This is a genomic window from Rhizobium sp. BR 249, from assembly GCF_047445895.1.
Classification (GTDB): Bacteria; Pseudomonadota; Alphaproteobacteria; order Rhizobiales; family Rhizobiaceae; genus Rhizobium.
Window position 1 is genome coordinate 102,105 of sequence record NZ_JARWKX010000007.1, and the last position, 15,037, is coordinate 117,141.

General features: G+C 62.2%; 12 protein-coding genes. 6 read left to right on the forward strand and 6 right to left on the reverse strand.

Annotated elements, in window-relative coordinates; all coding sequences use genetic code 11:
* Window positions 1–556 precede the first annotated feature (556 nt).
* The 3 genes from QD408_RS09000 to QD408_RS09010 form a co-directional block, all read right to left on the reverse strand.
* On the reverse strand, window positions 557–1,906 hold the full coding sequence (locus QD408_RS09000) for an SLC13 family permease (RefSeq protein ID WP_414139062.1): 1,350 nt from the start codon (window positions 1,904–1,906) through the stop codon (window positions 557–559).
* 93 nt (window positions 1,907–1,999) lie between these two features.
* A complete protein-coding gene (locus QD408_RS09005; RefSeq protein ID WP_414139063.1) occupies window positions 2,000–3,514 on the reverse strand; it encodes a malonate--CoA ligase in 1,515 nt (504 codons plus the stop codon).
* Complete coding sequence (locus tag QD408_RS09010; protein ID WP_414139064.1) at window positions 3,511–4,935, reverse strand: malonyl-CoA decarboxylase; 1,425 nt, start codon at window positions 4,933–4,935, stop codon at window positions 3,511–3,513. The genes QD408_RS09005 and QD408_RS09010 overlap by 4 nt, the downstream gene beginning before the upstream one ends.
* 164 nt (window positions 4,936–5,099) lie before the next feature.
* Here QD408_RS09010 and QD408_RS09015 point away from each other — a divergent pair, with 164 nt between their 5' ends.
* On the forward strand, window positions 5,100–5,750 hold the full coding sequence (locus tag QD408_RS09015) for a GntR family transcriptional regulator (protein ID WP_414139065.1): 651 nt from the start codon (window positions 5,100–5,102) through the stop codon (window positions 5,748–5,750).
* A gap of 16 nt (window positions 5,751–5,766) precedes the next feature.
* Here the strand turns inward: QD408_RS09015 and QD408_RS09020 are convergent, their stop codons facing one another.
* Entirely contained in the window at window positions 5,767–6,168 is a 402-nt protein-coding gene (locus QD408_RS09020) for an acyl-CoA thioesterase (RefSeq protein WP_088680669.1), read from the reverse strand.
* Between the two features lie 199 nt (window positions 6,169–6,367).
* On the opposite strand from QD408_RS09020, the gene QD408_RS09025 reads away from it, so the two are divergent.
* The 5 genes from QD408_RS09025 to dxs all read left to right on the forward strand — a co-directional run bounded on the left by QD408_RS09025 (window position 6,368) and on the right by dxs (window position 11,541).
* On the forward strand, window positions 6,368–7,303 hold the full coding sequence (locus QD408_RS09025; RefSeq protein ID WP_414139066.1) for a histone deacetylase family protein: 936 nt from the start codon (window positions 6,368–6,370) through the stop codon (window positions 7,301–7,303).
* A gap of 2 nt (window positions 7,304–7,305) precedes the next feature.
* Window positions 7,306–7,557, forward strand: a complete 252-nt coding sequence (locus tag QD408_RS09030; RefSeq protein ID WP_003545921.1) for an exodeoxyribonuclease VII small subunit — start codon at window positions 7,306–7,308, stop codon at window positions 7,555–7,557.
* Between the two features lie 84 nt (window positions 7,558–7,641).
* Window positions 7,642–8,409, forward strand: coding sequence for an SDR family NAD(P)-dependent oxidoreductase (locus QD408_RS09035; RefSeq protein ID WP_414139067.1), 768 nt, complete (start codon window positions 7,642–7,644; stop codon window positions 8,407–8,409).
* 70 nt (window positions 8,410–8,479) lie between these two features.
* On the forward strand, window positions 8,480–9,403 hold the full coding sequence (locus QD408_RS09040) for a pirin family protein (RefSeq protein ID WP_414139068.1): 924 nt from the start codon (window positions 8,480–8,482) through the stop codon (window positions 9,401–9,403).
* Between the two features lie 221 nt (window positions 9,404–9,624).
* On the forward strand, window positions 9,625–11,541 hold the full coding sequence (gene dxs, locus QD408_RS09045; RefSeq protein WP_088680664.1) for a 1-deoxy-D-xylulose-5-phosphate synthase: 1,917 nt from the start codon (window positions 9,625–9,627) through the stop codon (window positions 11,539–11,541).
* A gap of 261 nt (window positions 11,542–11,802) precedes the next feature.
* Here the strand turns inward: dxs and QD408_RS09050 are convergent, their stop codons facing one another.
* Together QD408_RS09050 and QD408_RS09055 are read right to left on the reverse strand one after the other, a co-directional pair.
* A complete protein-coding gene (locus QD408_RS09050) occupies window positions 11,803–13,743 on the reverse strand; it encodes a methyl-accepting chemotaxis protein (protein ID WP_414139069.1) in 1,941 nt (646 codons plus the stop codon).
* Window positions 13,744–13,977: 234 nt separating this feature from the next.
* A complete protein-coding gene (locus QD408_RS09055; RefSeq protein ID WP_414139070.1) occupies window positions 13,978–14,997 on the reverse strand; it encodes a DUF4424 domain-containing protein in 1,020 nt (339 codons plus the stop codon).
* Window positions 14,998–15,037 lie beyond the last annotated feature (40 nt).

Consider the following 15,037-nt stretch of genomic DNA (forward strand, 5'->3'; position numbering starts at 1 on the left):
GACTGACATAGGGCGCATGCTTCCCGCGGCGAGCGAAAAATAGATTGAGTGTTGGATCCGTTTGTCTATTGGACCGTCAGATAGGTTCGCCAATTTTGCGAGTGCATCTGGGGTTTCGGTCTATTGCCGTCTCGGCACGGCCTCCAAAATCCGGGCAACAAAAAACCGCCTTGAGGCGGTCGGGGCAGTCTCTCTATTTCAGTTTGATCTAGTCTCCTCCTCCATCTCCGCCACCTCCATCACAGTCACCGTGATCCGAGGTGCCGAACCAACCTCCTCCCCCGTCGCCAGAGCTTCCACTGCCCGACCTGCGCTTTCGTGCAGCGATCAAGGCGCAAGCGAGGATGAAGAATGCAACGAGCACCACATCCGGAAAAAATGTATTCAATCAGTCTCCTTCGTTGTTTCAGGAAATCTCGTTTCCCTACTAAAAATGTGGACTATTTTCTCGGCGCTGGCAATGGGCCGAACATGAAATTTTCATGACATGCCGACTCACGCTATCCGCCGCAGGCGATGACCTGCGACGGACAATGATAGGTTCGGCGGTCCGCCGTCAAACCAGCCCAGGCACGACGAACACGAGCCAGGCGACGATCGGGCCGATGATGGCGATCAGCGCGCTGTAGATCAGCAACTGCCGCAGCACCTGCTCTCGCCTGTCATCGGGCGCATTGGCGACGACGAGCGCGCCGTTGGTGGAGAATGGGCTGGTATCGACGATCGTCGTCGAGATCGCGATGGCAGCGACCACGCCGACCGCGCTGACATGTCCTTGCAGGAGGAACGGAACGGCAAGGGGGATGATGGCGCCGAGCAGCGCGGTCGAGGATGCAAAGGCCGAGACGATGGCGCCGGTGAAGCAAAGCAGGAGCGCCACCAACAGCGGCATGCCGAGACTGGATATGCCGTTCGCGACGTAATCGACCGTACCGGCCTTCTCCATGACGCCGACATAGGTGATGATGCCTGATATCAGCAGCACGGTCGACCAGCTGACCTTGTCGATTGCCGCCTTCTGCGTTTTCGGGGACAGCAGCGCCAGCGCGACGGCCACGGTCATGGCGACGAGACCGACATTGAACTTGAAGACCAAGGCACCGATGCCGAGCGCCGTCAGGCCGATCAGGGTGGTGATTCTTTCGTTGTTCAGACGCAGCGTCGCAGCGGTATCGGCCGCCGTGCCATAGGCATGTTCCCGGATCGGCTTTGCCGGCGTGCCGCCGTGACCTCTGATCGACGCCGTTACGCCTTCGGGATGCAGTTCGGGCAAGGGGCCAAAGGAGGATGCGGGCACGTGTTTCATGACCTTTGCGCCGCCGAAAGCGAAGAAGACCAGCACCGCGATCGCCAGGTTGAAGAAAAAGCTCGAGAGAAACAACGACGTCGGCGCGAAGGGCAAGCCGGCCTTGGCAACGATCTGATTGGTGATGCCGCCATAGATGCTGATCGGCGAGAAGCCGCCGGCCTGCGCGCCGTGAATCACCATCAGGCCCATCATGACCGGGTGAATGCGGTACTGGATGGCAAAGCTCAACGCGACGGGCGCGAGAATGGCGACCGCGGCCGGCCCAAGGGCGCCGAAACCAGTAATGACGGCGGCGACGAGGAACATCACCCACGGGATCAAGCCTATCCGTCCACGCACCAGTCGGACGGCGCATTCGACGAGCCAGTCGATGGTGCCGTTGATCTGCGCTATGGCGAAGAGATAGGTGACGGCAACCAGCGTCAGGAACAAATCGCTCGGAAAACCGGCAAAAATATCGCTGGTTTTCATCCCGATGGTCATGGAGCCGAGCACGAAGGCGCCGGCAAAGGCGAGCGCGCCCATGTTGATCGGCTGGATCGTCGCAATGATGAACATGGCGACCAGCATGCCTATGGCCAGTATTTCAATACCCATGATTCCCCTCCCTCCGACGCCTCCGGCGCCGTAGTTGCTGTTTGTAGATTGATACGGGATACCGGCACGCCCTCCTCCCAGAGGGCGGTCGCCTTACGTCCTGGTATAGAGATCGGCGTATTGCTGCCGCAGGATGTTCTTCTGAACCTTACCCATCGTATTGCGCGGCAAGTCCTCGGCGAAGATGATGCGCTTGGGCTGCTTATAGCGCGCGAGACGGTCCTGGAGGGCGCTGACGATGCCCTTTTCATCGAGGACGGCACCCGGCTTGCACACGACGACGGCCGTTACGCCCTCTCCGAAATCGGGATGCGGCACGCCGATCACGGCGCTCTCGACCACACCCTCGATCTGGTCGATCTCGCTTTCGACCTCTTTCGGATAGATGTTGTATCCGCCCGAAATCACCAGATCCTTGCCGCGGCCGACGATGTGGACATAGCCGTCCCGGTCGATCTTGCCGAGATCGCCGCTGATGAAGAAACCGTCGGCGGTGAATTCGGCCGCGGTTTTCTCCGGCATGCGCCAATAACCCTTGAAGACGTTCGGCCCCTTGATCTCGATCATGCCGGTTTGTTCCGGGGGCAGCGCCTGCCCGGTGGCGGGATCGGTCACGCGCACCGTCACATCAGGCAGCGGGAAGCCGACAGTCCCGGCGATCCGCTTCCCCTCGTAAGGGTTCGACGTGTTCATATTGGTTTCCGTCATGCCGTAGCGCTCGAGAATCGCGTGACCGGTCCTTGCCTGGAACGCGGTATGTGTTTCCGCAAGCAGCGGCGCCGAGCCTGATATGAAGAGGCGGATGTTGGCTGTCGCCTTTTTGTCGAAGCGCGGGCTTTGCAGGAGGCGCACGTAGAAGGTCGGCACGCCCATCAGCATCGTTGCCTGCGGCATCAGTGAAACGACTTCGTCGGCGTCGAATTTCGACAGCAGGAACATCGAGGCGCCGGCGAGCAGCGTGACATTGGTGGCGACGAACAAACCATGTGTGTGGAAGATCGGCAGGGCATGGATCAGCCGGTCGCCTGATGTGACACGCCAGTAGTCCCGCAAGGTCAAGGCGTTGGAAAGCAGGTTCCCATGCGTGAGCATCGCTCCCTTGGAGCGTCCCGTCGTTCCCGAGGTGTAGAGGATCGCAGCCAGATCATCGGCGGAGCGCGAGGCGTCGACAAAATCGGCCGGCTCGTCGCGCGCCAGATCGAGTAAAGAGCCGCTGCCGTCGGCATCGAGCGTTTCGACGATCGCGCCGTGGCGCTTGGCGATCGTCTCCACGCCTTCCCGAGCGGCCGGCGCAACGACCACCAGGCGCGGCTCCGCATCGCCGATGAAATAATCGAGCTCGGCCAGCGTATAGGCGGTGTTGAGCGGCAGGTAGACGGCGCCGCTGCGAAGACAGGCGAGATAGAGGATCAATGCCTCGGCGCTTTTCTCGACCTGCACGGCAACCCGGTCGCCGGGGCGGATGCCGAGCGCATCCATCGCGCTGGCAATGCGGCCGGAAAGGGCGAAGGCGTCGCCATAGGTCCATGTCTGCCCGCTGCCGGTCCGAATGAACGCTGCCTCGCCGGGCGCTGCCGCCCGCATGGCGTCGAAAAGATGGTTGCTCACTTTCGCCCTCCTCCAAGCGTTGAGTTCATAAGTTGTGCGAAGGCTCGAGAGCCCTGCTGGCCACTGCCGCCGCGGCGGCCTTCGTCGCTCTGGTTGAGCAGGCTTTTGACGGCGGGCGAGGCGATCACCTCGCCGCGCTGCGCCAGAGCCTCGTGGTTGGCCACGATATCGTCGAGCTTATAGAGGTAGTTGACCATGAGACCGTGTGCCTGCTCGATAGCCTTGGGTGAGCGGTCGCCGAGAAAATTCACGCGTTCAAGCCGCGCCCCGTTGCCGAGATGGAAGCGGGCGACAGGATCGACGGGGCGGCCCTCCGGCGTCCGTTCGGTCAGGAAGTAGCGCGCCGCAAGCGGCAGCAACACGCGCTCCACTTCGGCCGCGCTGTTGTCGTTGTCGGGCCAGTTCGGATCGTCCAGCAAGATCAGCGTTTTCAGGGAGGCTTCGGACAGGAACCGGTCGGTGGTCGAAGCGCGCGCCTTGGCAAGCCAACGGGCAAAACCCGGGACGGGCGACAGGGTGACGAAATTCTTCAGGCCGGGCAGATCTCGGCGCAGATCTTCCACGACCTGCTTGATCAGGAAATTGCCGAACGAGATTCCACGCAAGCCGTCCTGGCAGTTGGAGATGGAATAGAAGACCGCCGTCGTCGCCTCGTCGGCATTGATCTGCTCCCTCCCCTCGTCGAGCACGTCGGCAATCGCCTTCGGCACGGAACGGGTGAGAGCTACCTCGACGAAGACGAGCGGCTCATCGGCCAGTCGGGGGTGGAAGAAGGCAAAGCATCGGCGGTCGGCCGGCGCCAGGCGACGGCGCAGCTCCTCCCAGCCGGCAATCTCGTGCACGGCCTCGTATCGGATGATCTTTTCAAGAATATATGCCGGCGTCGTCCAGTCGATGGGCCGGAGCGTCAGAAAGCCGCGATTGAACCAGGAGCCGAACAGATGCGTGAAGTCGGCGTCCAGCGCGTCATAGGCTTCGGATCGGTCTTTGGAAGCCAGCAGCTGCTGACGCATCCGCACGAGCCTGGCGGTGCCGTTCGGCGCGTGATTCAATCGGCGCAGGAGCTCCTGCCGCCGCGGCTCCGCGGCCTGGTGGAGCGCAATGACCGCAGCGGAGCTTTTGTCCGTGCGGTAATTTTCGATCGCCTGATCGAGCCGGCTCGCATCGGGCCCGAACTTTTCGTGCAGCATGTCGAAGAATGCCTGTGCGCCCTCGCTCTCGGACGCACCCCAGCGATCGAGTATCTCGGCCGCAAGAGCTATGCCGGAGGCTTCACCGCGGCTGGACAGCAGCATTTCACAGAGGGTCTGGAGATCGGCTTTGGCGGCCGCCTGCGTGTTGCGCGAGCCGGAAAACAGAAGCTGGCGTCCGTGATCCGTGATGCTTTGCAGCATGTCGGTGAAGAAAGAAGCCTCAGGCATGCCATTCTCCTCTCTTCCGAAGACGGGCCGCATTGCGCGCGCCATTGGACATCTGCTTCCCATCGCCGAACTTCGCCGGTAGTATGTAGATTGTCACGTTTCGTACACGACGTCAATGTTTGTGTATACAAGAATGACAATCATGTATGAGGAAAGCAAAACAAATGTCCGAGAATGTCGGCCGGTGGCTTCGGGATGAGATTGAAAATGCAATACTTTCCTACGAATTCGCCCCAGGCGAACGGCTTGATGAAACGGCGCTTGCCAATCGGTTCGGCGTCTCGCGAACGCCGGTGCGCGAAGCGCTGATGCAGCTTGACGCCATCGGGCTGATCGAAATCCGTCCGCGCCGGGGCGCCATCGTGATCGATCCGGGGCCGCACCGCATCTACGAGATGTTCGAGGTCATGGCGGAACTCGAGGGCCTCGCGGGATCGCTCGCCGCACGCCGGCTGGATAAGGCCTCCCGGGAAGCGATCACCGCCACCCACGGCCGCTGCGAACAATCGGCCGGCGCCGGCGACAGCGACGCCTATTATTACGACAACGAGGAATTCCATAAGGCGATCTACGCCGCGAGCCGAAGCGATTTCCTACAGGAGCAATGCGTGCAACTGCACAGACGCCTGCGACCCTATCGCCGTCTGCAACTGCGCGTGCGCAACCGCTTGTCGACGTCCTTCTCGGAACATTGCGCCATCGTCGATGCGATCTTTGCCGGAGACGGAGACGAAGCCCGCCGCCTGCTGCGAACGCATGTCGGCATTCAGGGAGAGAGGTTCAGCGATCTGGTCGCGAGCATGGCGACCAGATGATTGGACGCCAGACGAACTAATCCAAAAACCCATAAAGCCAATCCCGTGTGTCCTCCGGCAGCGAGGCCGGCGATTTGTCCTCTCGGTTGCGGGCCTGCCAGATGATCTCGACTTCGGCGGCGCGCTCCTCCCCGGTGTCGATCGAAACGAGGAAGCCGATCGAGCGCACGCCGATCTTGTCGACGGCGGCGGTGAAGATCGCCGGCTCGTCATGGTGCAGCGGACGGTGAAGCATGCAGGAGATCTTGCTGGCACTATAGAGCGGTTCGTCATCGACATCGGGCCGTGCCGACCAGAAGCTCGCAATGACGGATTCAGCGTAAGAAATATAGGACGCCAGGAACATCTGGCCGTTCATATCGACATCGCGAAACGGCACGCGTATTTCCGCCACACCAGGGCGTTTCGACTGACTCATCAACAATACTGCCTTACACCATTCCCCAAAACAGACATTACTGCATAATTCATTGGATCGGAACTGGTTTGAGGAGTGAAATCTGCGAGGGTTCAAAGTGTTACAGCCTGCAGGAGCACAGCAGCAGCGCTTGTTGAAATCGACGGGCAATGCCCCATCTGCTGTGGAACATGTCACAAGCGACCGATAGAGTGTCTCCATGAGCACCCGTCTTTACGAACACCCGATCTTCCTGGAACATGTGACGCCCTCCGGCCATCCCGAGCGTTCCGACCGGATCCGCGCCATCAATGTCGCGCTGGAACATCCGAATTTCGAGCGGCTGGACCGCAAACAGGCGCCGCAGGCGAACGAGGATGCGGTGCTGCTTGCGCATCCGGAGGAGCATCTTGCCGCCGTGATGCGGGAAATTCCCGAGGAAGAAGATCGGATCAACCAGCTCGAAGCCGATACCTACGCCAGCCAAAAGAGCCTGCAGGCGGCGCTCACCGGTATCGGCGGGGCGATGGCCGCCGTCGACGACGTCTTTACCGGCCGGGCCGACAATGTCTTCGTCGCCGCCCGTCCGCCCGGGCACCACGCCGAGAAAACGACGGCGATGGGCTTCTGCTTCTTCAACAATGCGGCGATCGCCGCCCGCCACGCACAGAAGGCGCATGGCGCCGAACGTGTCGCCATCGTCGATTGGGACGTGCACCACGGCAACGGCACGCAGGATATTTTCTGGGACGATGCATCGGTGCTGTTCTGCTCGACGCACCAGATGCCGCTCTATCCCGGCACCGGCGCCAAAGAAGAGAAGGGCAAGCACAATACCATCGTCAATGCGCCGCTTTCGCCGAATGTCGGCAGCGACCATTTCCGCGAGGCGTTCAAATCACGCGTACTGCCCGCACTGGCCGATTTCCGGCCCGATCTCATCATCATCTCCGCCGGCTTCGACGCGCATCATCGCGATCCACTGGCGCAGATTAATCTGACGGGCGAGGATTTCGACTGGGCGACAGGGCGAATCCTGGAACTGGCGGACCGGCATGCGCAGAACCGGGTCGTCAGCCTGCTCGAAGGCGGCTATGATCTGGAGGGGCTCGCCGAATCGGCGGGCATGCATATTCTGAGAATGATGAAGGGTTGAGAATGACTGACAGCGCCAAGCCTGAAGTATCGGGCCTTTCCTTCGAAAAGGCGGTCGCCGAACTCGAAAGCATCGTCGCGCGGCTCGAACGCGGCGACGTGGCGCTTGATGAATCGATCGAGATCTACGAGCGCGGCGAAGCGCTGAAGAAACATTGCGAAACCCTGCTTTCGGCCGCCGAGAACCGTATCGAGAAGATCCGGCTCGACCGCGCCGGCAAGCCGCAGGGCGTCGAGCCGCTGGACGGCGCCTGAGCGGCCGAACAGCTTTCGAAGACGCTTGGCGATCGGCTTGCGGCCGATCTATGATCCCTTCCGGAACGATGAGGGGACAGACAAATGACGGACAGATTGAAAGGCAAGGTCGCCATTATATCAGGCGGCGCCACCGGCATGGGCGGCGCAGCCTCGAAGCTTTTTGCGGCGGAAGGGGCGCGCGTCGCGATCATCGACCGCAACGGCCAGGCGGCGGCCGAGACCGTCAAGACGATCCGTGATGCCGGCGGCGAAGCCGATCACTGGACGGCCGACGTCTCGGACGAAGCAGCCGTCAATGCCGCCGTCGCGGGCGTCGAGGAACGTTATGGCGCAGTGACGGTGCTCTTCAATCACGCCGGCACGATCGTCATCAAACCGTTCCTGGAAACGACCGTTCAGGAATGGGATTGGCTGCATGCCGTCAATGTGCGTTCCATGTTCCTGATGACCAAGGCCGTGCTGCCGAAAATGATTGCAGCCGGCGGCGGTTCGATCGTCTGCACCTCGTCGATCTCGGCGGTCGCCGCCACGCCAATGGAAGTGCTTTACGACACGACGAAGGGCGCCGTGCACATGTTTGCCCGCGCCATCGCGGTGGAGTTCCGCGACCGCAACATCCGCTGCAACGCTGTCTGCCCCGGCTTCATCCGCACGCCGCATGGGTTGCGCGAGGTCGCCGACCTGCAGGCGCTCGGAGTCGACGTTTCCGATGCCGCGATCGCCGCGCAGCAGGGGCGGATCGGCGAACCGGAAGATGTGGCGCGGGCCGCTCTTTATCTCGCCAGTGACGAGTCGAGCTTCGTCAACGGCGCTCATCTCTTCGTCGACAACGGCTTCACAGCGATCTGAGCCGGCGCTCTTTCGTAATGGACCGCCAGGCACTATCTCTGATCGCAGAGTTTGTGATCGGAGATCCGACATGTCCTTCTTTCCCGGTAAAGATCCCCTGCCCGGCGATGCCTTCGCCTGCGACGCGATCGAGAACCTGATCATCCCGCGCACCAGCGATATCGGCGGCTTCCAGGTGCGGCGTGCGCTGCCCACGAGACAGCGCCGGCTCGTCGGGCCGTTCATTTTCTTCGACCGCATGGGACCGGCGATCCTGAAACCCAACGAAGCGCTCGACGTGAAGCCGCATCCGCATATCGGACTTTCCACCGTCACCTATCTCTTCGACGGCGAGATCCGCCATCGCGACAGTCTCGGCACCGAAAAGGTCATCCGGCCCGGCGACATCAACCTGATGACGGCGGGGCGCGGCATCGTGCATTCCGAGCGCACGCCCGACAATCTGCGCGGCCATCCCCTGCTGATGTCCGGGCTGCAGACCTGGCTGGCGTTGCCGGACGACAAGGAGGAGATCGCCCCCTCCTTCGCCCATACGGAAAAGACCGACATGCCGCTGATCGAGGCGAGCGGCGTGCGCGGACGTGTCGTCATCGGCTCGTTCGAAGGCATGACATCCCCCGTCGGCGTTTTCTCCGATACGCTCTATGTCGATTTGAACCTGGAGCCGGGCGCCAAATTTCCCTTCGGCGCGGGCCATGAGGAGCGGGCCGTCTACGTGCTGTCGGGCGAGGTCGTCATCGCGGGCGACCGTTTCGCCGCCGATCAGTTGCTGGTCTTCCGGCCCGGCGATGCGATCACGCTCGAAGCGGGCAGCGACGGCTGTCACCTGATGCTCTTCGGCGGCGCGGCGCTGAATTCGAAACGCTATATCTGGTGGAATTTCGTTTCTTCCTCGAAAGAGCGGATTGAAAAGGCCAAAGAAGAATGGCGTACCGGCCGCTTCGATATCGTTCCCGGGGATGAAGAGGAATTCGTGCCTTTGCCGGAAAGCTGAACCATCCATTTCAAAGAAATAGAGCAGGATATCCTTCGAAAACCGTTCACACTTTTCGGCATCATGCTTTAATAGTGGGAGCATGATGTTGCCCGAAAACCGTTCACACTTTTCGGCATCATGCTCTAAGGTGCAAACCTTCGGTTCCTGAAATGCACTTGTTTTGCCGCATTCTAATCGAATAAAGCGGAATAAGGAAAAGCAAGAAAGAGCGCCCGCCCGTGACACAACTGCCGAAGACCCCTCTGCTCGACCAGGTCATCTATCCCGCCGACCTGCGCAAGCTCGAGGATCGCGACCTGCCGCAGCTTGCCCGCGAAGTCCGGGATGAAATGATCGATGCGGTATCGCGCACCGGCGGCCATCTCGGCGCCGGCCTCGGCGTGGTCGAGCTGACGATCGCCATCCACAGTGTCTTCGACACGCCGAACGACCGGCTGATTTTCGATGTCGGCCATCAATGCTATCCGCACAAGATTCTGACCGGCCGACGCGACCGCATCCGGACGCTGCGCCAGGAAAACGGTCTTTCCGGCTTCACCCGCCGGGCAGAGAGCGAATATGATCCCTTCGGGGCGGCGCACTCTTCGACCTCGATCTCGGCCGGCCTCGGCATGGCGATCGCCGCCGATCTCGACAAGAACGACCGCCGCGTCATCGCCGTCATCGGCGACGGGGCGATGTCGGCCGGCATGGCCTATGAGGCGCTGAACAATGCCGGCGCGCTCGATGCCCGCCTCATCGTCATCCTCAACGACAACGACATGTCGATCGCGCCGCCGACGGGTGCAATGAGCGCCTATCTCGCCCGCCTCGCTTCGGGGCGCACCTATATGGGCTTCCGCGACTTCGGCAAGAAGCTGACCGCCTATCTCGGCAAGAATATCGACCGAGCCATCACCCGCGCCGTGGAACATGCGCGCGGCTACGTCACCGGCGGCACGATGTTCGAGGAGATGGGCTTTTATCATATCGGGCCGATCGACGGGCATTCCTTCGAACACCTTCTGCCGGTGCTGCGAAACGTGCGCGACAATGGGCGCGGGCCGGTGCTGATCCATGTCGTCACGCAGAAGGGCAAGGGCTATCCGCCGGCGGAAGCCGCAGCCGATAAATATCACGGGGTCAACAAGTTCGACGTCATCACCGGCGCCCAGGCGCGGGTCAAGCCGAACGCGCCGAGCTATACCAGCGTCTTTGCCGAAGCGCTGGTGCAGGAAGCGACCCTCGACGACAAGATCGTCGGCATCACCGCCGCCATGCCGAATGGCACCGGCCTCGACAAGCTCGCCGAAGCCTTTCCGTCACGCTGCTTCGACGTCGGCATTGCCGAACAGCATGCCGTGACCTTCGCCGCCGGCCTTGCGGCCGAAGGCTACAAGCCGTTCGCGGCGCTCTATTCCACCTTCCTGCAGCGCGCCTATGACCAGGTCGTGCACGATGTCGCGATCCAGGGCCTGCCGGTGCGCTTCCCGATCGACCGTGCCGGTTTCGTCGGCGCCGATGGACCGACACATGCCGGTTCGTTCGACACCGCCTTCCTCGCCACCCTGCCCGGCTTCGTGGTGATGGCGGCTGCCGACGAGGCGGAACTCAAGCATATGGTGCGTACAGCCGCCGCCTATGATGCCGGGCCGATCTCGTTCCGTTATCCGCGCGGCGAAGGTGTCGGCGTCGAGATGCCGGTGCGCGGCGAAATCCTGCAGATCGGCAAGGGCCGCATCGTCAAGGAAGGCGCCAAGGTGGCGCTGCTCTCCTTCGGCACGCGGCTTGCCGACTGTCTGCTTGCCGCCGAAGATCTCGACGCGGCCGGGCTTTCGACGACGGTCGCCGATGCGCGCTTCGCCAAGCCGCTCGACCACGACCTGATCCGCCAGCTCGCCCGTCACCACGAGATGCTGATCACCGTCGAGGAAGGCTCGGTCGGCGGCTTCGGCAGCCAGGTGATGCAATTCCTCGCCGGCGAAGGCCTGCTCGACAATGGGCTCAAGATCCGCTCGCTCGTCATGCCCGACATCTGGATGGAGCAGGCCAAGCCCGAGGCTATGCACGCTCATGCGGGGCTTGATCGCGCCGGGATTGTGTCGACGGTGTTCAGGGCGCTGGGGCGTGGTGTTGCTGTGGGCGTGGCGGGATAAGATTATGTGAGGTGTGCCGTGTGGCCCCCTCATCCGCCCTACGAGCACCGACCGGGGCGAGCCACGGGTCTCGCCCGTCCTTCGGACCCCCGCTGGGGAGAAGGGACTTGCGGCAACGTCTCGATTCCCCCTTCTACCCAGTGGGGAGAAGGTGCCCGGTAGGGCGGATGAGGGGGCCGCCGAGCAGATCCCTCAATTAAAATGGGCGGCACATCTCTGCGCCGCCCTCTGCATTTTACGCCCCTTCCGAAAGCGACGCTCTCAGAATTCCGTCCACTCCTCCTGAACCGCAGCCGCAGCACTTGCCTGCCTGCCGCCGAAAGCCTTGGCGACGGTGCGGGTCAGCGCGCGGGCAGGTGAGGCGACCGGGCGGGAGGTGGCGGCGGCGGCGCGCGGTGCGGCGGCAGCGGCGCTCACCTGGCCCAACTTGAACTGATGCAGCAACTCGTCGAGGGCGTTTGCTTCCTGGGCGAGCGCATGGCTTGCCGCGGTCTGTTCTTCGACCATTGCAGCGTTCTGCTGCGTGCCCTGGTCCATATTGTTGACGGCGGTGTTGATTTCCTGAAGGCCGATCGACTGTTCGCGCGTGGCGGTGACGATCGCGTTGACGTGGTGGTTGATTTCCTGCACTTCGGCGACGATCGCTTCCAAGGCCTTGCCGGTTTCGCCGACCAGCGACACCCCGGTCTGGACGTGGGTGCCGGAATTGGTGATCAGCGCCTTGATCTCCTTGGCGGCATTGGCCGAGCGCTGGGCGAGCTCGCGCACTTCCTGGGCGACGACGGCAAAGCCCTTGCCGGCTTCACCGGCGCGCGCTGCTTCGACGCCTGCGTTGAGAGCAAGCAAATTGGTCTGGAAGGCAATGTCGTCGATAACGCCGATGATGTTGGAGATTTCGCCCGAGGATTTCTCGATCTGCTCCATGGCGGAGACGGCCTTGCGGACGACTTCGCCGGATTTTTCGGCGCCGACGCGGGTACGCTCGACGAGATTGCCGACATCCTCGGCGCGCTTGGCGCTGTCGCGGACCGTCGTGGTCACTTCCTCGAGCGCTGCTGCGGTTTCTTCGACGGCGGCAGCCTGCTGCTCGGTGCGGTGGGCAAGATCGTCGGCGGCGGAGCGGATCTCGCCGGCGCCGGCGTTGATCGCCGAGGCGTTGTGGCCGACCGACTGAAGAGCCGCCTGCAGCTTTTCGACGGCATGGTTGAAGTCGTTGCGCAGGCTATCATACTGCGACGCGAACGGCGTGTGGATGCGCGCGGCGACATCGCCCTCGGCAAGGCCGGCCAAGCCGCCAGCCAGAGCGTCGATGGCAAAGCGGAGTTCGCCCTCCTCGCGAGCCTTCTGTTCGTCGGTTGCCCGGCGCTGGCGCTCGGCGTCGTCGCGCATGCGGTCGGTCTCGCCGGAAAGGCGCAGCTTCTCGATCGCGGCCTGCTTGAAGACCAACACCGACTGGGCCATGCGGCCGACTTCGTCGCCGCGGTCCGTGGCCGGAACCTCGATATCGTTTTCACCGCCGGCCAGGCGATCCATGGCAGCCGTCATGCCGACGATCGGGCGGACGATGGTGCGCGACATGAGCCAGGCGAGAACGGCGGCGGCAAGCGAGGCAAGGATGCCACCGGCAAGCAGCGTCGTCGCCAGATCGCTGTTGGCATCGGCCCGAAGCGCAGCGAGCGCATTCGACTTTTCGCGTGCGGTGGCCTTGATCTTGGCGGAAGCCTGGCGGAAACCGTCGAGCTGGCCCTTGGTGGCGTTGACGCCGATCTTGACGACTTCCTCGATCGGCATGTCGGTTTCCTTGCGCGCCTTGGTCTGCGGCTCGGCGAGCTCATGGAAATAAAGGTCGGCAGCCTTCTGCATGCCGTCGATCATTTCGACCAGTGGCGGTTCGGCTGCGGCCGTCTGCTTGGCGGCGGCGATCGCCTTCAGCATGCGCTCGCGGTTAGCGAAGATATCGCCGTAGGTGCTATCGCTGCGGAAGAGAATGAAGCCGCGCAGATTGACGGCCTGCTCGAGCATCGCCTGCAGCGCATCGTCGATCTGGTTGACCAGCAGCTCGGACTTTTCCTGCTCGGCGGAAGCGGCCGCCGATGCCGTCGCCTTGGAATAAACGAAGGCGGAAACGGACACGAAGATGAGGATGAGGGCTGCGAACGTGGCCGCAAGCTTCCCGTTCAAGGATATGTTTTTAGCGGACATCGGTGAATTTCTCCTGACGACAGTCAACGCGGCGAAGGCGGGTCGCGCCTGAAGCGCAACCGCAGGACCTTCTGAATTAGGAACATGATCGGCGGGGAGACGCCTTGCGCCTTCATGGCACGAAGCGGTTCAAACGAACCGCTGCAATCGAACCGAACCTATGCGGGCGAGCTTTAGATTTGTTTAAATTAGGCGGAGCAGCAGCGGCCCAAGTCATGATTAAAGTTGCTTAAATCAAGGCGTCTTCGGTTCCGCTTCCGGCGAATTGAGGATCAGAATATCGAAATCCCTCTCGGGATCGAAATCCTCCGCTGTCATCCGGAAGGTCGTCGGACCGATCTTCTGAACGTTGCTGCCGCAGAAGCTGATGATGTTGCCAGGTTTGCCTTTGTCGATCGTCAGCTGGAAGCGCCTGATCGGCCCCACCCAGTTGGCGCCGGTCGACAGCACGTAGGAGATCCAGCTTTCGGTATAATTGGCGCCGCCGGCCTCGGCCTCCCCGGCGCGCTGCTGGGCGATCCTGACGAAATCTCCGTCCAGGCAGTATTTGCGGGAATATTCCCGGAAGCGCTCGCCCTTCGGCTCGCCATTTTCGAGGAAGCTGATGGCCACCGTGCCGCCGACGGCAGGCTGGTAGCGATGTTCGACGCTGACCTTCTTCTTCGCCGGAAAAGTAGTGCGCCACCAATAGGTCGAGCGCAGCGTCCAGAGCGGCACGAGATCGCTCCCACCAGTGCCGGCAGCATCGCCGCCACTCATGGGATAGATCAGGCCGCGGGCGATCCAGTCCTTCCGGACGGCTTCAGGAAGCCGGGCAAGCGCCTGGGCGGTCTTCTGGCTGTAGGGCAGGACGGGAATGGCGTATTTGGCAAACTCGTCCGTCACGTCGATGCCAAGCGAGATGACGCGCTGCTGCAGCTTGGCGGTGATCGGCCTGCCGTCCTGCACGGTGGAAAAATGCAGGAAATTATCGCTGTCATAGTCCGATATGGCTGAATTGTTGTCCACCTGGCCTGTTATGTCAGGCATCGGGAAGGCAACCAGGCTCTCGACGTCCTTGTCGGACATATTCTCGAAGACGTAGCCGACGCGCACTTCCGAGGCGGAGATGAAAAGATCCTCCTCCGCCATGCTGACATCGTCGGATTGGGCGAAAATCAGCCCGCCGGTCTTGACCTCGGCCATCGTATCGTTCGCAAGCGCGGGCGAAGCAATCGCCGCCGCCGCGACTAGAAGAGTGAAGAGCTTCATCATGAAACACCCCCTTGCCTGCGGCCGCCCCGCGATTGCCGCG

What these genes read in the sequence shown, in the direction of transcription:
- QD408_RS09035 (WP_414139067.1), top strand. Translation starts at nt 7,642, where the DNA reads ATGACGGACAGATTGAAAGGCAAGGTCGCCATTATATCAGGCGGCGCC.
- QD408_RS09055 (WP_414139070.1), bottom strand. Translation starts at nt 14,997, where the DNA reads ATGATGAAGCTCTTCACTCTTCTAGTCGCGGCGGCGGCGATTGCTTCG.
- QD408_RS09030 (WP_003545921.1), top strand. Translation starts at nt 7,306, where the DNA reads ATGACTGACAGCGCCAAGCCTGAAGTATCGGGCCTTTCCTTCGAAAAG.
- QD408_RS09040 (WP_414139068.1), top strand. Translation starts at nt 8,480, where the DNA reads ATGTCCTTCTTTCCCGGTAAAGATCCCCTGCCCGGCGATGCCTTCGCC.
- QD408_RS09020 (WP_088680669.1), bottom strand. Translation starts at nt 6,168, where the DNA reads ATGAGTCAGTCGAAACGCCCTGGTGTGGCGGAAATACGCGTGCCGTTT.
- QD408_RS09050 (WP_414139069.1), bottom strand. Translation starts at nt 13,743, where the DNA reads ATGTCCGCTAAAAACATATCCTTGAACGGGAAGCTTGCGGCCACGTTC.
- QD408_RS09015 (WP_414139065.1), top strand. Translation starts at nt 5,100, where the DNA reads ATGTCCGAGAATGTCGGCCGGTGGCTTCGGGATGAGATTGAAAATGCA.
- QD408_RS09000 (WP_414139062.1), bottom strand. Translation starts at nt 1,906, where the DNA reads ATGGGTATTGAAATACTGGCCATAGGCATGCTGGTCGCCATGTTCATC.
- QD408_RS09025 (WP_414139066.1), top strand. Translation starts at nt 6,368, where the DNA reads ATGAGCACCCGTCTTTACGAACACCCGATCTTCCTGGAACATGTGACG.
- QD408_RS09010 (WP_414139064.1), bottom strand. Translation starts at nt 4,935, where the DNA reads ATGCCTGAGGCTTCTTTCTTCACCGACATGCTGCAAAGCATCACGGAT.